Annotated in this window: 19 protein-coding genes; 7 read left to right on the forward strand and 12 right to left on the reverse strand. The window is 63.5% G+C overall.

Going from position 1 to position 20,050, the window contains the following annotated elements; all coding sequences use genetic code 11:
- The 7 genes from B3873_RS11370 to B3873_RS11400 all read right to left on the reverse strand — a co-directional run.
- The coding region (locus tag B3873_RS11370) for an anti-sigma factor family protein (RefSeq protein WP_286866105.1) at positions 1-640 on the reverse strand (640 nt) is incomplete at its 3' end.
- A complete protein-coding gene (locus B3873_RS11375) occupies positions 637-1,194 on the reverse strand; it encodes an RNA polymerase sigma factor (RefSeq protein WP_051156335.1) in 558 nt (185 codons plus the stop codon). The genes B3873_RS11370 and B3873_RS11375, both read right to left, overlap by 4 nt.
- Positions 1,195-1,220: 26 nt before the next feature.
- Positions 1,221-1,592 (reverse strand): hypothetical protein, encoded by a 372-nt coding sequence (locus B3873_RS11380; protein WP_286866108.1) that lies wholly within the window; start codon positions 1,590-1,592, stop codon positions 1,221-1,223.
- Between the two features lie 102 nt (positions 1,593-1,694).
- Positions 1,695-2,141 (reverse strand): group I truncated hemoglobin, encoded by a 447-nt coding sequence (locus B3873_RS11385; RefSeq protein ID WP_286866109.1) that lies wholly within the window; start codon positions 2,139-2,141, stop codon positions 1,695-1,697.
- Between the two features lie 16 nt (positions 2,142-2,157).
- Positions 2,158-3,183: a DUF3034 family protein gene (locus B3873_RS11390; RefSeq protein WP_286866111.1), complete on the reverse strand. Its 1,026-nt coding sequence runs from the start codon at positions 3,181-3,183 to the stop codon at positions 2,158-2,160.
- Between the two features lie 58 nt (positions 3,184-3,241).
- Positions 3,242-5,632 (reverse strand): putative bifunctional diguanylate cyclase/phosphodiesterase, encoded by a 2,391-nt coding sequence (locus B3873_RS11395; protein WP_286866112.1) that lies wholly within the window; start codon positions 5,630-5,632, stop codon positions 3,242-3,244.
- A gap of 45 nt (positions 5,633-5,677) precedes the next feature.
- The gene (locus B3873_RS11400) at positions 5,678-6,289 is read right to left on the reverse strand and encodes a methylamine utilization protein (protein WP_232729613.1); all 612 of its coding nucleotides are present in this window, start codon (positions 6,287-6,289) and stop codon (positions 5,678-5,680) included.
- A gap of 41 nt (positions 6,290-6,330) precedes the next feature.
- On the opposite strand from B3873_RS11400, the gene B3873_RS11405 reads away from it, so the two are divergent.
- Positions 6,331-6,567 (forward strand): hypothetical protein, encoded by a 237-nt coding sequence (locus tag B3873_RS11405; RefSeq protein WP_286866113.1) that lies wholly within the window; start codon positions 6,331-6,333, stop codon positions 6,565-6,567.
- A gap of 7 nt (positions 6,568-6,574) precedes the next feature.
- On the opposite strand, the gene B3873_RS11410 is transcribed toward B3873_RS11405, so the two are convergent.
- Entirely contained in the window at positions 6,575-7,192 is a 618-nt protein-coding gene (locus tag B3873_RS11410; RefSeq protein WP_209534675.1) for a TetR/AcrR family transcriptional regulator, read from the reverse strand.
- Between the two features lie 262 nt (positions 7,193-7,454).
- On the opposite strand from B3873_RS11410, the gene B3873_RS11415 reads away from it, so the two are divergent.
- The 3 genes from B3873_RS11415 to B3873_RS11425 all read left to right on the forward strand — a co-directional run bounded on the left by B3873_RS11415 (position 7,455) and on the right by B3873_RS11425 (position 11,962).
- Positions 7,455-8,957 (forward strand): efflux transporter outer membrane subunit, encoded by a 1,503-nt coding sequence (locus B3873_RS11415; protein ID WP_286866116.1) that lies wholly within the window; start codon positions 7,455-7,457, stop codon positions 8,955-8,957.
- Positions 8,958-9,098: 141 nt separating this feature from the next.
- Positions 9,099-10,343 carry an efflux RND transporter periplasmic adaptor subunit gene (locus tag B3873_RS11420; protein ID WP_121041638.1) on the forward strand — a complete coding sequence of 415 codons (1,245 nt, stop codon included), beginning with the start codon at positions 9,099-9,101 and terminating at the stop codon, positions 10,341-10,343.
- Positions 10,344-10,393: 50 nt separating this feature from the next.
- On the forward strand, positions 10,394-11,962 hold the full coding sequence (locus B3873_RS11425; protein ID WP_039785662.1) for a DHA2 family efflux MFS transporter permease subunit: 1,569 nt from the start codon (positions 10,394-10,396) through the stop codon (positions 11,960-11,962).
- 19 nt (positions 11,963-11,981) lie between these two features.
- On the opposite strand, the gene B3873_RS11430 is transcribed toward B3873_RS11425, so the two are convergent.
- Positions 11,982-12,899 (reverse strand): LysR family transcriptional regulator, encoded by a 918-nt coding sequence (locus B3873_RS11430; protein ID WP_039785660.1) that lies wholly within the window; start codon positions 12,897-12,899, stop codon positions 11,982-11,984.
- A 112-nt stretch (positions 12,900-13,011) separates the two neighbouring features.
- Here B3873_RS11430 and B3873_RS11435 point away from each other — a divergent pair, with 112 nt between their 5' ends.
- Complete coding sequence (locus B3873_RS11435) at positions 13,012-14,001, forward strand: aldo/keto reductase (RefSeq protein ID WP_286866121.1); 990 nt, start codon at positions 13,012-13,014, stop codon at positions 13,999-14,001.
- Between the two features lie 46 nt (positions 14,002-14,047).
- Entirely contained in the window at positions 14,048-14,971 is a 924-nt protein-coding gene (locus tag B3873_RS11440; RefSeq protein WP_286866123.1) for a Gfo/Idh/MocA family protein, read from the forward strand.
- A gap of 81 nt (positions 14,972-15,052) precedes the next feature.
- Here the strand turns inward: B3873_RS11440 and B3873_RS11445 are convergent, their stop codons facing one another.
- The 3 genes from B3873_RS11445 to B3873_RS11455 are packed head-to-tail and all read right to left on the reverse strand — an operon-like array spanning position 15,053 to position 17,810.
- Positions 15,053-15,835, reverse strand: coding sequence for a hypothetical protein (locus tag B3873_RS11445; protein WP_286866124.1), 783 nt, complete (start codon positions 15,833-15,835; stop codon positions 15,053-15,055).
- Positions 15,836-15,841: 6 nt separating this feature from the next.
- Positions 15,842-16,693, reverse strand: a complete 852-nt coding sequence (gene fghA, locus B3873_RS11450; RefSeq protein ID WP_286866125.1) for an S-formylglutathione hydrolase — start codon at positions 16,691-16,693, stop codon at positions 15,842-15,844.
- A gap of 10 nt (positions 16,694-16,703) precedes the next feature.
- A complete protein-coding gene (locus tag B3873_RS11455) occupies positions 16,704-17,810 on the reverse strand; it encodes an S-(hydroxymethyl)glutathione dehydrogenase/class III alcohol dehydrogenase (protein ID WP_013234687.1) in 1,107 nt (368 codons plus the stop codon).
- Positions 17,811-18,448: 638 nt separating this feature from the next.
- On the opposite strand from B3873_RS11455, the gene B3873_RS11460 reads away from it, so the two are divergent.
- Positions 18,449-20,050: PAS domain-containing protein (locus tag B3873_RS11460; protein WP_286866129.1), on the forward strand; the 1,602-nt coding region annotated here is incomplete at its 3' end.

Genomic DNA, 20,050 nt, shown 5'->3' on the forward strand with positions numbered 1-20,050 from the left:
GTCCGGCCGCATCCTGATACATGAACTGCGCCACCGGACCGCTCTGCCCCGGCAGCAGCCGGCCACCGATCAGGTCGTACCCCAGCGGTGCCAGCTTGGGGGCGCGCACGTTCACGCCCAGCCGGCGCGACAGCCAGGTCACCAGGGCCTGTTCCTGGTCGGCCCCGACTTCCACCGGCCGCCGCAAGTCGGCACTGAAGACGGTATGGGCCACCGCGGCCTGACGCGCCAGCATCACGGGCGCGGATGCCAGCGTGCGGGCGCGGCCGCCGCCGGTCAGGTCATGCGCCAGCCAGCCGCCCGCAGCCCCCGCCAGCGTGAGCAACAGCATGGCCGCATAACGCCACCAGAACGGTCCATTGGCCGCGACCTCGCCAGCCTCATCGCGGCGGCGGTGCGGTTCGCCCGCCCCGGCCAGCACCGCTGCAGCCAGACGCGGCGGCAGGGGCTCTTCGAGGACCGGGTCGTAATGGGCATGCAAGGCGCGGTTCTGGGCGCGCCAGGCGCGCACGCGGTGCAGATCCCCGGCGTGTGCCGGGTCTTGCTCCAGCCAGGCGGCCATCTCGCTGGCACGCGCCGCCGGCAGCTGGCCGTCGGTGTAAGCGTGCAAATCTTCTTCGGGGAATGCCGGGGTCTTCATTTCACCACCTTCAGGGTCGCACCGGCTTCACCCTGCCCGCCGGGTCCCTCCATCCATTGCCGCAGACGCTCGCGGGCGCGCGACAGGCGGGACATCACGGTCCCGGTCGGAATGCCCAGCGTGGCCGCGACTTCTTCATAACGCATCTCTTCCAGCACCACCAGCAGCAGGACTTCCCGCTGCTCCGCCGGCAGCAGTTGCAGGGCCGCTTCCAGATCCAGTGCCAAGCCGTGTTCGGCCAGCGACGCCGGGGCCGCAGCGTCTGCCGCCTGCTCCAGGTCCACCGTGACCAGCGTCGGCTGACGGCGCTGGTCGGCGTGCAGGTTGTGCATGATGGCAAACAGCCAGGGCCGCATGTCGCTGCCGCGTTGCCAGCTGTCGAGCTTCTGCCAGGCGCGCTCCAGGGTGTCCTGCACCAGATCGTCAGCACTGTCGCGCCCGCCCGTCAGCGCGCGGGCGTACCGCCGCAGGCGCGGCAGGCAGGCGAGCATGGCTTGCTCGTCGGCCTGACGTTCCCGTTGCTGGCGCTGCAGCCTGGCGGTGCGTCCGAACATGGCGGGCCGGAGGGTCTGAAGGACGATCAGGGCTTGACGACGTGCCAGACGTCCTTGAAGTTGTCGCCGGTACGGTCACCCGGCTTCTTGTCGGCCTCGTACAGGTACAGCGGCTTGCCCTGGTAGGCCAGTTGGGCGCTGCCATCGTCGCGCGTCACCGTGGAATACGGCGCGGCCGGCATGCCCATCGGTGCGATCGGCGGCCACAGCTTGGCACAGGGGCCGTTGCAGACGCTCTTGCCGCTGTTGGCGGTGTCCTTGTCGAAGGTGTAGACGGTCATGCCGCTGGCGTCGACCAGGATGCCGTCCATGGTCTTGACACCGGCGCTCTGGGCCGAGGCGGTGAAAGAAACCGAGGCGCAGGCCAGCGCCAGCAGGGAAGTTGCGAGCAGTCTCATGATGTTTCCTTTTCGTGGTCGGGTTGCGCGATGTGCCATACCCATGCCGACGTATACGGAAGGCGGCCCTGCTTTATTCCCGCCGCCACAAAATATTTTTTGCTATCGGCTGACCGTCTCGCGCTGCATGGGTGCCAGCAGCGCCAGCAGGCGGTTCTGGGTGCGGGAGGGGATGCCATTCTTGTCCATGGCCAATTGCAGATCTTCCACCAGGGCATTGAAGTCGGCATTGCTCAGTTTGAGACCCTGGTGCACTTCGCGCATGGGATCGCCGGTGTAGATGCAACCACCGCCGCTGAGCTGGCAGAACTGCTCCACCAGCTTTTCCCTGACGCGCTTGACGTTGGAATTGTCGAAGGTATGCCGGATGCGGGCATCGGCCAGCATGTTGTCCATGAAATCCTGCACCACCCGCTCGATCACGGGCAAGCCGCCCAGTGCGCGAAACAGGCTGTCATCGGGCGTGGCCGGAGCCTGGGCCTGCGCCAGGCCGAGGGCACAGGCCAGGGTCAGTCCGAGCGCGGCTTGCTGCATTCTGAACTTGTTCATCGCGGCTCCCGTGCGCTCAGAAACCGGCCTGCAGCGACAGATAGACGCCGCGTTGCCGCTTGGGGTTGTAGACGGTAATGTCGCCCAGCGCCACGTAGGCCAGGGTCATCGACAGGTTCTTGCTGGGGAACCAGGCCAGGAAGGCATCGTAATAATCCTTCTCATGGTCGGCCGCCAGGTTGCGCGGCTTCATGCGGTATTCCACACCCAGCGCCAGCTTGCGGTTGATCATGTAGGCCGCCGAGAACTCGCCCATGGCCTGGTAGCGGTCGTTGAGATCGCCGCCGAAACCGAGCAGCCCCATCTGGTTGGCCTTGGTCAGCCGCAGCGTGCCGTTGAGCAGCAGGCTCTGCTCCAGCAGCAGCTTGGTGGCCGAGAGGTAATAGTCGATGCCGGCATCACTGGCCGCGCCAAGCTGCTTGACGCTGGTCACCGTGCCCAGCCCGCCGATGCCGTTGTTGTGCTTGAACATGGCACCGACGGCGATCTGCGGCAGCCAGCGGTCCTGATCATAGACGGCGTCACCGGCCAGCTTGAGCTTGATGCCCACGATGTCCTGCGTGATCTTGAGATCGGCCAACGGGGCCAGGCTGCCGTAAAACTCCTGCCTGGCCAGCGACAGTTCCAACCGGTCCAGTATCCCCACGGCCACGCCGTAGGATTTGAGCGTGTAGTCCTGGGTCGACAGATAGGTGTAATGGGCGTTGGCACCATAGCTGTCGCGCGTGCCATAGCCGGTGATCAGTGCCCAGGGCGTCAGACCACCGCCGCCGGCGCCCTCGACCTGGATCACGCCGCCGGTGGCGGTGAGCTTGCCGAGGTCGGGCATCCAGCGTGTCTTGTCCTGATCGGCAGCGGGTTCGGGGGCAGTGGCTGCCGCGCCGGAACTGACGGGGCCCGGCGCGGCGCGCATGGCCTGAGCGGCCTTGCGCTGCTGGGCCTGCATCCAGGCCTCGCGGTCGGCATCGCTGAGCTGCGCCCAACCCGGCGCAGACAGTGTCGCCAGCAACGCGAACGCGCCACTTTTGGTGATTTTCTTCATGCTGCCCCCTGCTCCCCTCTCGGTGATTCTTTGCTGGCGCGACCCCTCGCGCCATCCTTCATATTGCGACGTTTTCCGACTGATCCAGCATCTCCGGCGCCCGCCATTGCTGCAGCCACTCCAGGAAGCGCTCCACCGGCATCGGCTTGCCCATGAAATACCCTTGTCCCTGGTCGCAGCCCATCTGTCGCAGGAGGAACCAGACCTCTTCGCTTTCCACCCCTTCGGCCACCACCCGCAAGCCCAGGTTGTGGCCCAGGTCCACGGTGGAGCGCACGATCTTGGCGTCATCCTGATCCTGCGCCATCTTCATGACGAAGGATTTGTCGATCTTCAGTTCATCCACCGGCAAGCGCTTGAGGTAGGCCAGCGAGGAATAGCCGGTACCGAAGTCATCGATGCTCAGGGCAAAGCCCATGGCGGCCAGGCGGTCCAGCGTGCTCTGGGCGCGCGCCGGATCATCCATGATGGCGCTCTCGGTGATTTCCAGGCAGAGCGCGGCGGGCGTGAGGCGATGGCGTTCGAGGATGGCCCCGAAGGCGTTCGGCAATTCCTGGTCCAGCAGGTCGCGCGTGGAGAGGTTGACCGAGAACTTCAGGCGCAGCCCCTGCGCCTGCAACCGGGCCGACAGCTCCGCCACCTTTTCCATCATCCAGATGGTCAGCATGCGGATGAAACCGGTGGTCTCGGCAAACGGAATGAAGTTATCCGGACCGATGAAGCCCTTCTCCGGATGCACCCAGCGCACCAGCGCTTCGCCGCCGACCACGGCACCCGTGGCCAAGTCCAGCTTGGGTTGGAGATAGAGCATGAATTCGTCGCGTTCCAGCGCACGGCGCAGTTCGGACAGCAGCGACAGGCTTTCCTGGCTGCTCTGGTCGATGGCCGGATCGTAGATCGTCACGCCATTGCCCTTGCGCTTGGCGGTATACATCGCGACCTCGGCCCGGCTGAGCAGAACGTCACTGCTGTCACCGTGGGCCGGATAGCCGGCCACGCCGATGCCGGCCCCCAGGTCCACGGTCTGTTCCTGCAGGGACAAGGGCTGTTCCAGCGCACGCAGGATGTGTGCCGCCTGATCCAGTGCGCCATCGAGATCGACGCCCGGCAGCAGGATGGCAAATTCATCTCCGCCCAGGCGCGCCACCTTGGCCCCCGGATACAGCAGCTGCGCGGCCAGGCGTGCCGCCACCTGGCGCAGCAGGTCGTCCCCGAAGCTGTGGCCGAGCACATCGTTGACCTGCTGGAAGCGGTCCAGGTCCATCATGAGGATGTGGCAGCTGCCTCCCGGCAGCGCCTGCGCCTGGCCGATCGCTTCGCGCAGCAGGTCGCCGAATTGCACCCGGTTGGGCAGGCCGGTCAATTGGTCCTGATACGCCAGCCGGCTGATCTTGAGTTCACGGCTGGCGATTTCCGAGCGCATGGTTTCGAAGGCCGCACCCAGACGGCCGATTTCATCCTGCCGGCGAATGTAGAGCCCTTCGCTGTAATCGCCCTCCCCCAGCCGCTTGGCCACAGTGGCCAGGTCACGCAGGGGACTGGTGATGCGGCGCGCCATCACGGCGCTGGCGACCGCCGCACCGAGCACGCCCAGCACGGTGATGCTGAGCAAGATCAGTTGCAGGCGCTGGTATGGGGCCACCGCCTCGCTTACCGAGCGCTGCAATACGGCCACCGCTTCCTGGCCATTGCTGGCGCGCGCCAGCGGCAGCACGCGGGCACGATACTGGTTGCCATCGATCTGCAGGTCAGTGGCACCAGCCTGGCCCATCTGCGGGCTGCTGGCCTCCTTGGCCATCATTTGCGCTTCTGCCTTGGGCAGGGTCGATACATCGGCCGTCCAGCCCGCGCTGCCACGCTGGCGCACCAGGACGGAGACCTGCAGCTGCGACAGCGCACGCATGTCATTGACCAGGTCGCGGTCCACCGGGAAGCCCATCACCACCCAGGCGATGGTGACCGGAGCCTTGATCGGCACCGCCACGATCTGGAACAGGTTGTCGCCGACCACGGCACTCTCGGCCGCACCATTGCCGTTGCCGGCCTTGCGGATCAGTTCCAGGCTGCTGCGCTGCAGGTCGGTATCGGGATATTCGAGGGTGGACGCGTGGATGAGGCCATCGGTGCCGACCAGCATGCCCATGGTGGCACCGATGCGCGCCCCGTGGTTGGCCAGTACCGAGGCGATGGTGTCGCGGTCATCGGTGCCGATGGCCTGGCGGAAGCCGAAATCGGAGGCCAGCAGACGTGCGCCCTGGGTCAGCTTCTGCGCATTCTGGTCCAGCAGGCGCGTGAAGACGCGCTCGCCAATGATCAGCTCCTCGCTGATGGCGCTGCGCGCATTGCGATCAATGGCGGTTCGGATCGCCACGAAGCCGGCCAGTTGCACCACCACGATGAGGATGATGAACAGCGCGACGATCTTGCTTTCCAGACGGTAAAGACGCACCCCGGCCCCGATTCCTGTTGTTCAGATTGGCGTGATGCCGCCGCTTCAGAGCGGCACCGCCTTGACGTTGAGTTTGATGACGGCCCGGCCGTCTCCCTGTACTTCCAGTGGCTGCTCTACGGCGGCCTGGTTCGGTCCCATGGTGAAATACCAGGCCTTGAGCGTGTAGCGGCCATTGGCGATGCCCTCCAGCTTCACCACGCCGTTACGTTCGCTCACGCCGAAATGCGGAGTGTTGACCACCTGCACGTAGGCCACCATTTCATCGTGGATGTTGCAACCCAATACCACGGTACCGGCCTTGTCGAACACTACCGGACTGCCCGGCACGCCCGAATACAGCTTCAGTTCGAAGGTCTTGGCCGGGGAAAACGAATAGACATGGTGTCGGACGTTGTCATGGTTGGGGAACAGGATCGCTGTCCCGGTCTGCACCACCGTCACCAAGGGAATGAAGGTCTTGTTCTTCTGCTCGATCTCGACCTGGCGCGCCGCCTTGATGGCTCCTCCGCCACCCGCCGGTTCGGCATAGACCACGGCATTGGGCACGGGCTGACCGGCGCTGTCGAGCACCTGCACAGAGACGGCGGCCTGAGCGCTCAGGGCCCACGTTCCTGCCCACAACAGGAAGAGAGCCAGGAGGGGGGCGCGGCGCATGTTCTTTTTCTGCATATCGCTGTCATTGAAAAATAAGGGCAATGAAGATGACCGGCGGCGACCGTGGCAACAGCGCATCCTGCCATCCATCCACGCACTATACGGAAACCCTGAGAGATGGATATCGGGGAGTTTCTGACTTGCTGCCGTGCAATATTTCAGGATCAGCGGCCTTCCCTCCCTCGGTGGCCGCCTCCATTCGCCGTTTTAATCTTCACTCTGACAATTATGCCCGTGAATTTCAATACTGGATGCCCCTCAGCAACCAGATCATTTGATGTCGCTCTACTGACTGCGCGGAGCGGTCAGATAGCCGATCACGGCAGGCAGGATCTCGGTACGCACACTGGCCGGCGAGACACCGCCATAACCAGTCAGCACCACCGCCTTGATGAGCGCCTTCAGCATGCGCTGGACCACGAAGGTCGCCACATCCAGATCGGGGGGCGTGATGGTGGAGCGGTGCTTTTCCAGCACCCGGCGGATGGAATCGAAGAAGCCCTGGCGGATTTCCTGCGAGACCGGCAGGTTGAAGGCCGGAAATTCCTCTTCGAGAATGCGATTGAGTTCCGGCTCCAGCAGGTGTGCCGCCACCAGTGCGTTGATCAGTTTCTCGAAATCGCCCGAGAGCGTACCGGAGGCATCGATGTGCGCCACCACGTCTTCGAACAGCGTGAGCATGCGCGTGCTGTGCCGCTCGCGCAGCGCGAAGATCAGCGCATCCTTGTTGGGGAAATACTGGTACAGCGAACCGACGCTGATGCCGGCCGATTCGGCCACGAGATTGGTATTGGTCTTGGCATAGCCACGCTCGACGAGCACGCGCGACATGGCATCAAGGATGGTATCGACCATCGCCCGGGAACGTGCCTGGCGTGGTTCTTTTCTGGGTTGCAGTTTCATTGGCAGCTTTGGTGAGGAATTCGCCCGCCCCCGACGCGAATTCGCAACGTGAGTGATTGTTCGTATATCGAAGTATAATACGAAAAATGAGTTTTTACTCGCCCGACCCCGTCATGGTACTCGTAAATCCAGGCAAGCGCTGCCTGCCCCATCGGCCCGGTCCTGCGAGTCTTCGCGACTGAAGGCCGTCTGGACGTCGCGGCGCGTATCGCAAAACTCGAAAAACAACTCGTATCGCCAAACATTCTTCGTGGAGAATTCTATGCAACGCATCATCTCGCCCGCCACCCGGCCGCGGGCGAAGGCAGCCTGCGCCGTGCTGGCGGCGCTGATCGGGGCCATCGGCCTGGCGGGCTGTGCCAGCTTCGAGGGCATCGGCAGCGACAAGCAGCTGGCCCAGGCGCGCGACTTCAGTACCGCACGCAGCCTCTCCGATCCCAATCCCGGCGCCCCCAACGGGCAATGGCCGGGCAGCGACTGGGTTCGCCAGTTCGGTGACGCCCAGCTCACCGCATTGATCGAGGACGCTCTCGCCGCCAATCCCGGCCTGCAACAGGCGCGCGCCCGCATCGGTGCGGCGGCCGCACTGGCTGAGTCACGCGGTGCACCGCTGCTGCCAACCGTGAACGCCGAAGCCTCGGTCATCCGCAACCAGTTTTCCAGTACCTCGATCTACCCGCCGCCTTACGGTGGCAACTGGTACAACGAAAAAAAGGCTGGCCTGAACGTCGGCTATGAGCTTGACCTCTGGAACAAGAACCAGTCTGCCCTGGAGCAAGCCATCTCCAGCGAGAAGGCGGCCCAGGCCAGCGAGCAGGAAGCGCGCCTGGCACTCACGGCCTCGATCGTCTCGGTCTACAGCCAGCTGGCGGCGCAATATGCGGTACAGGACATCCTGCAGCGCACGGTACAGCAGCGCAGCAATCTGGAGACCATCACCGCCGACCGCGTCAAGACCGGTCTGGACAGCCAGATCGAACGCAACCAGTCGCGCACCAGCAGTGCCGATGCGCGCGCCCAGCTGGAACAGAATGCCGGCCAGATCGTGCTGCTGCGCCAGCAGCTGGGCGCGCTCAGCGGCAAGGGACCGGACCGCGGCCTGCAACTGGCCCCGCCCGCCATGCAGAACCTCGCCACGCCGGGCCTGCCGGCCGACCTGCCGCTGAACCTGCTGGGCCGCCGTCCTGACATCGTGGCCGCGCGCTGGCAGGTGGAAGCCGCCAGCCGTGGTGTCGATGTCGCCAAGGCGCGTTTCTATCCGGACATCAACCTGAGCGCCATGATCGGTTTCGACAGTCTGGTCGATGCCAATCCCTTCACGGCCGCCAGCAAGAGCATCGCCTTCGGTCCGGCGATCACGCTGCCGATCTTCGAAGGCGGCGCACTGCGGGCCGGGCTCAAGGGCGAATACGCCAACTATGAGCTGGCCGTCGCCACTTACAACAAGACCTTGAACGATGCCTATGCCGATGTCGCGCGCCAGATTGCGGCAATCCACTCCATCGAGCGCCAGCTGCCGATCCGCCGCGAAGCGCTGCAAGCCGCCGAACGTGCCTACGACCTGGCGCGCGAACGCTATCGCCTGGGCCTGGTGTCGCAACTGACGCTGCTGTCCTCGGAAACCGGCGTGCTGGCCCAGCGCCAGTCGCTGGTGGCGCTGGAAGCCCAGCGCCGTGAACAGCAGGTGGCGCTCTACAAGGCTCTGGGCGGCGGTTTCGACGCCCAGCAGGCCGGACTGGCGGCAGCCCCGCCGCCGTCGCGATGAGCCTGCCCCAAGACGACCTGAGCCAATGAACTGAACCCAGCCCGCCACCGGCTTCTCCACCCTGCCGCCGGTGACCGGGACGGCCCCGCTGCTGCGGCGGGGCTGATCGACCGACTACAAAAAGATAGAACGGAGTCCTCCATGAGTGACAGCACCACCCAACAAAACCCGCAAGCCAACAGCAATGGCAACGGCAACGGCAACGGAAATGGCAACGGCAAGCGCAAGCGCCAGCTGATCCTGCTCACGCTGGTCCTGCTGGTGATCGCCATCGCCTGTTTCCTGTACTGGTTCCTGCATGCCCGCTTCTTTGAAGAAACCGATGACGCCTACGTCGGCGGCAACGTCGTGCAGATCTCCGCCCAGGTTGGCGGCACCGTGGTGGCCGTTAAGGCCGACGACACGCAAGTGGTCAAGGCCGGCCAGCCGCTGGTGGCACTCGATGCGGCTGACACCAAGCTGGCACTCGAGCAGGCCCAGGCCGCCCTGGCCCAGGCCGTGCGCCAGACCCGCCAGCTGTTCCTGAACAACGACACGCTGGCCGCCAATGTGGCCGCAGCCGACAGCAACCTGGCCCGTGCCCGGGAAGACCTGCAGCGCCGCCAGGCTGGCCTGTCTTCCGGTGCGGTCTCGCAGGAAGATGTCTCGCACGCGCGGGACGCCGTCAAGAGCGCCGTCGCCGCACTCGACCAGGCCCGCGCTGCTGCAGCCGCCAACCGCGCCCTGACCGACCACACCAGCGTGACCGAGCACCCCAACGTGCTGCAGGCGGCCACCGCCGTGCGCAATGCCTACCTGAACTATGCCCGCGTGAACATCGTGGCACCGGTCTCCGGTTTCGTCTCCAAGCGTTCGGTGCAGGTCGGCCAGCGCATCGCGGCCGGCAATCCGCTCATGGCCATCGTGCCGCTGGAACAGATCTGGATCGACGCCAACTTCAAGGAAAGCCAGTTGCAGCACATCCGCCTGGGGCAGCCGGTGGAAGTGATCGCTGACGTCTACGGTTCCAGCGTGAAGTACAAGGGCACCGTGATCGGCTTCTCGGCCGGGACCGGTGGCGCCTTCTCGCTGCTGCCGGCACAGAACGCCACCGGCAACTGGATCAAGGTGGTGCAGCGCGTACCGGTGCGCATTGCGCTCGATCCGGAACAGGTGCGCGCACATCCGCTGCGCATCGGCCTGTCCACCACCGCCACCGTGGACATCCATGGCGATGGCCGTGCGCTGGAAGCGGTGCCGACCAATTACCAGACCAATGTCTATGACGACCTCGGCAAGCAGGCCGATGCCATCGTCGAGCGCATCATCAGCGACAACGCCAGCGGCCTGCCGCAGGCGCGCAAGAGCAAGGCGGCCGCCGCACCGGTGGCGGTGCCGCACACCTGATGGGGTGCGGCTGTCCTTACCCGACCTTCACCGGACATTGATCAAGCCTTATGGCCACTACTCCCCCCAAACCCTACACGCCGCCACCGCCGCTGACGGGTGCCAACCTGGTGCTGGGCACCTTGTCGGTGTCGCTGGCGGTGTTCATGAACGTGCTGGATTCCTCCATCGCCAACGTCGCCATTCCGACCATCTCGGGCAACCTGGGTGTGTCGGTCGATGAGGGCACCTGGGTCATCACCTCGTTTGCCGCTGCCAACGCCATCTCGATCCCGCTAACCGGATGGCTGACGCAGCGCCTGGGCGCGGTGCGCCTGTTCGTGACCTCGGTGCTGCTGTTCGTGCTGGCCTCCTGGCTGTGCGGCCTGGCACCCACCCTGCCCATCCTGCTGGCCGCGCGCGTGCTGCAAGGCCTGGTGGCCGGCCCCATGGTGCCACTGTCGCAATCGCTGCTGCTGGGGGCCTACCCCAAATCGAAATCCTCCTTCGCCCTGGCGCTATGGGGCATGACGGCGGTGGTGGCACCGGTGGCCGGCCCCGCACTGGGCGGCTGGATCACCGACAGCTACACCTGGCCCTGGATCTTCTACATCAACATCCCGGTGGGCCTGATTGCCGCCGGCGTCACACTGGCCATCTACCGCTCGCGCGAGACGCCGATCCACAAGCTGCCCATCGACAAGATCGGCCTGGCACTGCTGGTGACCTGGGTAGCCGCCTTCCAGATCATGCTCGACAAGGGCAAGGACCTGGACTGGTTCTCCTCGCCCACCATCGTCACGCTGGGCATCATCGCGCTGATCGCCTTTGCCTACTTCGTCGTGTGGGAACTGAACAATGACCATCCGGTGGTGGACCTGCGCCTGTTCGGCCGGCGCAATTTCGCCGGCGGCACCATCGCCATTTCCATCGGCTACGGGGTCTTCTTCGGCAACCTGGTGATCCTGCCCCAATGGCTGCAGCAATACCTGGGCTATCGCTCGATCGACTCGGGGCTGTCGACCGCACCGATCGGCATCTTCGCGGTGATCCTGATGCCGCTCATCGGACGCTTCCTGCCGCTGGTGGATGCGCGCAAGGTGGCCACGGCGTCCTTCATCGGCTTTGCCATCGTGTTCTGGCTGCGCTCGCGCTACAACCTGCAGGTGGATCAGATGACGGTGATCCTGCCCACGCTGCTGCAGGGGATTCCAACGGCCATGTTCTTCGTGCCGCTGACGGTGCTGCTGCTCTCCGGCCTGCCACCGGAACGCATCCCGGCGGCGGCGGGGCTGTCGTCCTTCGTGCGCGTCTTCTGCGGCGCGGTCGGCACCTCCATTTCGACCACGGCCTGGAACAACCGCACCATCATGCACCACGCCCAGCTGACCGAACACGCCACCCCCTACAGCCCCTGGTTGCAGGAGACCGTCAACAACCTCAGCAGCACCTTGGGCCTGAACGCCGAGCAGACCGCAGGCATGCTGGAGCGGACCATCACCTTCCAGGCGGCGATGCTGGGCATCAATGACATCTTCTATGTCTCGGCGGTGATCTTCATCGTCATCATCCCGCTGATCTGGATCATCAAGCCCTCCAAGGGCGGCGCGGGCGCGGCCGAAGCTTCGGCGGCACACTGACCGGGCCGGCCTGTGGCGGCTAACGCAGCCGCGACAGGCCGTGCTGCAGGCGGATGATGTCGATGAGCTTGCGCAAGGCCGGATGCGCATGGCGCCGGCTGCTGTAGTACATGTGAAACGGCTCGCTGGGGGCCGCCCATTCTTCCAGGATGGCTTCCAGCGAGCCTTCATCGATTTCCTTGCTGATCCTTCCCTCCAACAGATAGGCGATACCCACCCCGGCCTTGGCCGCCGCGATGGTGGCCGCCGTATTGTTGATCGTCACCAGGCCCGGCACGCGGATGCGCTGGCGGTGCTTGCCTTTACCGAATTCCCACTGGTAGCTGGAGTTGTCGCCCAGCAGCAATTGCAGGCAGGTGTGCTGCTGCAGGTCTTCCAATGTGAGTGGCCTTCCATGCCGATCCAGATACGCCGGCGAGGCCGCTGCCACCCAGCGATGCGCGCGCGTGAGCGGCGCGGTCACCATGCCCTCAGGCACGTAGTGGCCGTAGCGGATGCCGGCGTCATAGCCTTCGCTGACGATGTCGATGGGCTTGTCATCGACCACGATGGTGAGCTTGACCTTGGGGCATAGCCGTACGAATTCGGGAATGGCCGGTTCGATCAGCAGATGGGCGGCGTCGGCGAAGACGTTGATGCGCAATTCGCCCAGGCTCCCCTCTGCCGAGCTTTCCAGCTGGCCCAGCGCCTGCGCGATCTGCTCGAATCCTTCTTCCAGCCTGGCCGCCAGTTCACTGCCGGCCGCCGTGGGCGAGATCGCGCGGCTGGACCGGTACAGCAATTGGGTCGACAGCCGTTCTTCCAACCGCTTCATGGCATGGCTGGTGGCCGAAGGCGTCAGGCCAAGCTGGATCGCGGCGGCCTTGAAACTGCCGGTGCGCAGGATGGTGACGAAGATCCGCAGATCGGAAAATTCGATATGGTCGAGGAGGGACATGGATGAATTTAAATCACTTCAGGAATGAATCTGGCTCATCTTAAACCAGCCACCCTCGCGCGTGGTGCGCGGTATAACTACGGCTTTTGGAATGCTCAGAAGGAGTACCGGCATGAAATCAAGACGCTTTGGCCGCACGGGTGCGGAAGTTTCCGAAATCGGATTTGGCGCCTGGGCCATTGGCGGCTCGTGGGGTGACGTCTCCTCCCAGGATGCCAAGGCCGCGCTGCACGCCGCACTGGATGCGGGCGTCACCTTCATCGACACGGCCGATGTCTATGGCGATGGCCGCTCCGAGCAGTTGATTGCGCAAGTCCTGAAGGAACGCGGCGGCGCACGTCCGTTCGTGGCCACCAAGGCCGGACGCCGGCTCTCGCCGCATGTGGCCAGCGGCTACAACAACAAGGACAATCTCACCGCCTTCGTCGACCGTTCGCTCAAGAACCTGGAGGTCGATTGCCTGGACCTGGTGCAACTGCACTGCCCGCCTACCGAGGTGTATTACCAGCAGGAAGTGTTCGCGCATATGGATGAGCTGGTGGCGGCCGGCAAGATCCGCCATTACGGCGTCTCGGTGGAGAAGGTGGAAGAAGCCCTCAAGGCCATCGAGTACCCGAACGTAAAATCGGTGCAGATCATCTTCAACATCTTCCGCCAGCGCCCCATCGGGTTGTTCCTGCAGGAGGCGCAGCGCCGCGACATCGCCGTGATCGCCCGCGTGCCGCTGGCCTCGGGCCTGCTGACCGGCAAGATGAATGCGCAGACCACCTTTGCCGCCGACGACCATCGCCAGTTCAACCGCCATGGCGAAGCCTTCGATGTCGGCGAGACCTTCTCGGGCGTGCCATATGAGGTCGCACTGGCCGCCGTGGAAAAGATCCGCGCGCTGCTGCCGCAGGGTGTTCCCATGGCGCAATTCGCGCTGCGGTGGATCCTGATGGAAAGCGGCATCAGCACCGTGATCCCCGGTGCGCGCAACGTCGCGCAGGCGCAGTCCAACAGTGCGGCCAGCGCCCTGCCGCCGATCACGGATGAGGTGATGCAGGCGCTGCGCGAACTCTATCTGCATGACATTGCACCGTACGTGCATCAACGCTGGTAATCTGTGGCCCCTCCCCTTCATGTAACCAATAATAAGCAAGGACACCATGACACCCATCCAGCTCGCCATCGCCGGCGTCGGCAAGATCGTTTATGACCAGCATGCCCCGGCCATTGCCGGCAATGCCGATTTCAAGCTGGTCGCGACCGCCAGCCGCAACCACAGCATCGAGGGCGTGACCGCCTACAAGAGCATGGCCGAGATGCTCGCCTCGGGCACGGCCATCGAGGCCATCTCCCTGTGCATGCCGCCGCAGTACCGCTATGAAGCCGCACGTGAAGCGCTGAGCGCGGGCAAGCACGTGTTCCTGGAAAAGCCGCCAGGTGCCACGCTCTCCGAAGTCGAGTCGCTGAAGAACCTGGCGGCGGACAAAGGCGTGACCCTGTTCGCCAGCTGGCACTCGCGCCATGCGCCGGCGGTGCAGGTGGTCAAGCGCCATCTGCAGGAACATGCGCCGCGCAAGGTCAAGGTGATCTGGCGTGAAGACGTGCGCCACTGGCACCCGGACCAGGAATGGATCTGGCAGCCGGGCGGCCTGGGCGTGTTCGATCCGGGCATCAATGCCTTGTCGATCGTCACCGAGATCCTGCCGCAGGCGATGTTCCTGAAGCAGGCCACGCTGGAAGTGCCATCCAACCGCCAGACGCCGATTGCCGCGCGCCTGGGCTTTACCGATGCCCTGGGCACGGATGTACAAGCGGACTTCGACTGGCGCCAGACGGGTGAACAGACCTGGGACATCGTCATCGAGACCGACAGCACCCGGATCCACCTGAAAAAGGGCGGACATGAACTTTGGATCAACGATGCGCCGTGCGAGCTGCCGGTGGAGGGGGAGTATCCCTCGCTGTATGCACATTTCTGCCAATTGATCCGCAGCGGATCCTCCGATGTGGATGTGGCACCGCTGCGGCATGTGGCCGATGCGTTCATGCTGGGGGAGCATGTTGTTACTGACGCGTTCGTCTGATTACGCGCATGCGGCGTCGAGCTGCATCGATTCAGAAAAATCGGCCCTTTCGGGCCGATTTTTCCACTTTGAAGCGCTGAATCAATCCACTACCCCATCGAAGAAAAATAGCTGCCCCTTCTTGGCCGTCTCCAACAGATAGCCATATCTGGCCTTCTGGAAACTGCCACTTCGACCGATACCGTCGAACTGATTGCTGACGCACAGATATTGCTTACTGTTCTCCCGGATCAAGGACCAGTCTGCGAGCGCAACCTGGATGGCGGGACGCTCCCTTGATCTTGTCTGCGGCAGCTTTACTGCCCGCCTCAGCGGGTAGAGCCTGCCGCGATACAGCAACGCATCGCCGCGCCGCGATTGGGCGCTCCCGATCTCCATGCCACGAAATAATAAATACTCGGCCTGATAACCGGGCTGGTATTCGTCCTGAAGATAAAAAGTCCGGGTTTCAATCGCAGTTCGCGATACCCCATTGCGGGCCGTGCTAGAGAGACAGCTTTTGACGACATCCTCTGAGGGTGCGGCAAGCGCCGTCAACGAGACTAGCCACAACACCATTGGAAGCGGCCTCATTGACTTGCCCCTCCTTGGATGACACCACAAGAAATCCGACTTGTCAGGAAATTCACGGAGTACATCGGCCCTCCTTTGAAAATCGACAAGATAAGGGAGTAGCACCGCAAGACCTATCGCTGCATGACGATTTCCGTACGTCCGGATAAAGGTTCTGATCCGCACAGCCAATGAATCACAGTGAGCGTGCATCAGTTCAAAAGCAATCAGTGCGCCTCGGCAGAGCATGTGACGGATGGCGAAAAAATAAGGGCTGACGACGTTGATCGTCAGCCCTTCATTCCAGCTCAAGCGAGTTCAAGCCATCAAATTGGCGTGATGGAAGCGCAAATGATCTTCCACAAAACTCTCGATGAAGTAATACCCATGGTCATAACCCGCATGCCGACGCAAGGTCAGCGGCTGTGAGGCTTCCTTGCAGGCTGCCTCGAAGCGTTCCGGGTGCAGCTGCTCGATCAGGAATTTGTCTGCCAGCCCCTGATCGATCAGGATCCCCTGCGGGAAAGGCGCATACAGCTTGCGCATCAGTTCGCTGGCGTCATGCGCCTGCCAGCTTTCCCGATCGTCGCCCAGATAGTGACTGAAGGCCTTCTGCCCCCACGGGCAGTGCACCGGCGCGGCGATCGGCGCGAAGGCCGATACCGTGCGGTACAGATCACGATGCCGCAAGGCCAGCGTCAGTGCGCCATGCCCGCCCATGGAATGACCGAAGATGCCCATGCGCTGCGGGTCGGCCGGGAAGTGCTCCAGCACGGCAAGGCGCAAATCCTCGACCACGTAACTTTCCATGCGGTAGCGCTGGCTCCACGGCGTCTGTGTGGCATCCAGGTAGAATCCGGCACCCACGCCAAAGTCCCAGCTGTCGCTTTCACCGGCAATGCCGGCACCGCGCGGGCTGGTGTCGCAACTGACCAGGATCAGCCCCAGCTCGGCCGCCACGCGCTGCGCACCAGCTTTGATCATGAAGGTTTCTTCGGTGCAGGTCAGCCCGGCCAGGTAGAACAGCACGGGCAGCTTGCGGCCGCCCTGCCCGGCCTGCGGCGGCACGAACACCGAAAAGCGCATGTCCAGCCCGATGGCGGGCGAGGCATGGCGATAAAAGCCCTGCACGCCGCCAAAACAGCCGTGCTCGGAGAGAGTCTCCAGCATCGCGCTCTCCTCAGAACTCGACCACGGAGCGGATCGACTCACCGCTCTTCATCAGGTCGAAGCCTTCATTGATGCGCTCCAGCGGCAGCTTGTGCGTGATCAGGTCATCAATGTTGAGCTTGCCTTCCATGTACCAGTCGACGATCTTCGGCACGTCGGTACGGCCACGCGCGCCACCGAAGGCCGAGCCCTTCCAGACGCGGCCGGTCACCAACTGGAACGGTCGCGTCGAGATCTCCTGGCCGGCTGCGGCCACGCCGATGATGATGGACTGGCCCCAGCCCTTGTGGCAGCACTCCAGCGACTGGCGCATGGTGGTGGTGTTGCCGATGCACTCGAAGCTGTAGTCGGCGCCGCCATCGGTCATGCCGATGATGGCATCGACCACGTTGGGCACGTCCTTCGGATTGATGAAGTCGGTCATGCCGAACTTGCGCGCCATGGCTTCACGCGCCGGATTCAGGTCGACGCCGATGATCTTGTTGGCCCCCACCATCTTGGCCGCCTGGATGACGTTCAGGCCAATGCCGCCCAAACCGAACACCACCACGTTGGCACCCGCTTCCACCTTGGCGGTGAACAGCACAGCACCCACGCCGGTGGTCACGCCACAGCCGATGTAGCAGACCTTGTCAAAAGGCGCATCCGAACGAATCTTGGCCAGAGCGATTTCCGGTACGACGATGTAGTTGGAGAAAGTCGAGGTGCCCATGTAGTGGAACAGCGGCTTGCCGTCCAGCGAAAAGCGGCTGGTGGCATCCGGCATCAGGCCACGGCCCTGGGTGGCGCGGATGGCCTGGCACAGGTTGGTCTTCTGCGACAGACAGAACTTGCACTCGCGGCATTCCGGCGTGTACAGGGGGATGACATGGTCATCCTTCTTGAGCGACTTCACGCCCGGGCCGACGTCGACCACCACGCCCGCGCCTTCGTGGCCGAGGATGGCCGGGAAGATGCCTTCCGGGTCGGCGCCCGAGAGCGTGTAATAGTCGGTATGGCAGATGCCGGTGGCCTTGATCTCGACCAGGACTTCGCCGGCCTTGGGGCCGCCGAGTTCGACTTCCTCGATGGTCAAGGGCTTGCCTGCCTGCCATGCTACCGCTGCTCTTGTCTTCATAGGGATGGGTCCTTTGCGTGATGATTGAAGTAAAACTTCCCGACCGACCAACTGGGCCTCGTCAGGAAAATTCAGTAAATCTGGTGGTGCCTGTGAAACTTCCGGCTGGGCGGTATTATCGCATTGCAAACGAAAACGCATCTGCCACGCTTAACACCCTTCATGTTGATGCCAGAACAAGTGAAAATTTCCATCTGACATGAAAATCACGCTGTCGCGTTGCAGCGACGTTGCGCGCAGGATGACAAAGCCCTGAGCTTGCGGTAAGGTTGCTACAAAACAAACGGTGAACGTGGCTGGCGCAGCGGCCATTGATCAGCGCACAACAAGGGCACAAAGCAAGGACAAGCGCCAACAAAGCGCAGCAGGACACGAGGTGGCATACTGACACCTCGCGTATCACGAAGTGGGGGCATCCACGTAATTTTGGCGTAAGCGCGATCACACCGTGTGAACGCGCGCGGCTTGCCGCACTGACAAGGGCTATCCACCATGCCCGTGTCAGCCGCCGCCGTTCCGCTGGCAGGAACGTGCCGATTGCGTGCGAGGGCTGTCGAAACGGTCGTCCGGCATCTTTCCGGGCCAAGGGACGTGCAGCAATCTGCTGCCTAACGACAGGTAATGTGATAGTGGGTCACATGGGAAAACAGAACAAATCGCCAGGACGCCCAGGCTACACCCTGAAGACCTTGCTGCTGTTCGTCGGCTTCGTCGGGTCGTTCATCGTCGTGCAGACCTGGTGGGAAATCCGCCAGGACCGCCAGCTGACCATCGATGCCGAACGCGCCAGCTCGATGGCGGCCGTGCGCAGCGTGCAGGAACACGCTGAACGCATCTTCGGCGAACTCGACAAGTTGCTCTGGTCCGCCGCCGAGCAAATCCACGTGGCCGGCCCCGACCTGCTGGACGACGACCAGGCGCTGTACCGACTGCTGTCGGACACGCAACAGCGGCTGTCCACCGTGATGGTGCTGCGCTACATCGACCGCAACGGCAACACCCGTGCCAGTTCGCTGCGCCCCTTCGACACCACCAGCATCCCCGAAGACCACAAGCTGACCCACGTGGACGGCAATCCGGCCCGGCCCAACCTGTTCGTGGGCCAGCTCATGCGCAGTCGCTACAACCGCGACCTGGTGCTGCCGGTGGCCATGAATCTCTACGACCGCAGCAGCCGCCCCATCGGCCTGCTGGTGGCCGAACTGAAGGCTGCAACCTTCTTCGACTTCTACAAGCGCATCACCAATTTCGAGGCCATCGTCTCGCTGCGCACCGACAGCGGCTCGATGATGCTGCGCTCGCCTTTCGAAGAGCGCTGGCTCAGCGTCAGCCTGGCCGATGCCAAAAGCATGGCACGCATCCGTGCCGGGGCCGAGGAAGGGTCGTTCGAAGAGATCTCGCATCTGACCGGCGAACCGCTCTTGTTCTCCTACAAGCGCCTGGACAAATGGTCATTGGTGGCGGTCTATGCGCGGCGCATGGAAGACGTGCTCTCGCCATGGCGCAGCCGCACCGAAAACCGCATCCTGCTGACCACCGGCATCCTTGGTTTCATCCTCATCGCGCTCATTGCCTTCCTGGTGTACTACCGCTACCAGCGCCGCCTGGATCACGCCCTCTCGAGCAGCGAATACCGCTACCGCAAGCTCTACGAAGAAGGCAGCGATCCCATCGTGCTGATCTCCTCGGAGCTGCGCTACCTCGACTGCAATGCGGCCGCGCTGCGCTTCTTCGGCGTGCCGGACAAGGACCGCATCATCGGCCGCAAGGTCGGCCTGTTTTCTCGCCACAAGGCGCGCCAGCCCGACCAGCCGGACATCGATGAGCTGGTCGGCCGGGTACTCGCGGGGCAACCCCAACAGTTCGAATGGGTAACGGTCCGCCGCAACAAGATCATCCATACCGACGTTACCCTCAACCGCGCCGAATTCGATCGTGGCTATGCGATCTTCGCCATCCTGCGCGATATCAGCGCCCGCAAGCGCGCCGAGTTGCTGCAGAGCGAACAGAACCGGGTGCTGCACATGGTGATGGCCGACGATGACCTGGACGGCATCCTCCACGAGATCATCGGCTTTGCCGATGCGCAGATTCCCTATGGCGCAAGTTGCGTGATGCTGGTCAATGAGCAAGCCTCGCATTTCACTTCCGTGCTGAGCAAGCGCTATCCGCCACGCCTGCTGCGTGCCTTGCAGGGCATGCCGATCCGTCATGGCTGCGGCGTCGGCGCTGAAGCAGCC

The sequence above is a fragment of the Herbaspirillum sp. UBA812 genome, from assembly GCF_002296545.1.
In the GTDB taxonomy this organism is placed as follows: domain Bacteria; phylum Pseudomonadota; class Gammaproteobacteria; order Burkholderiales; family Burkholderiaceae_D; genus Herbaspirillum; species Herbaspirillum huttiense.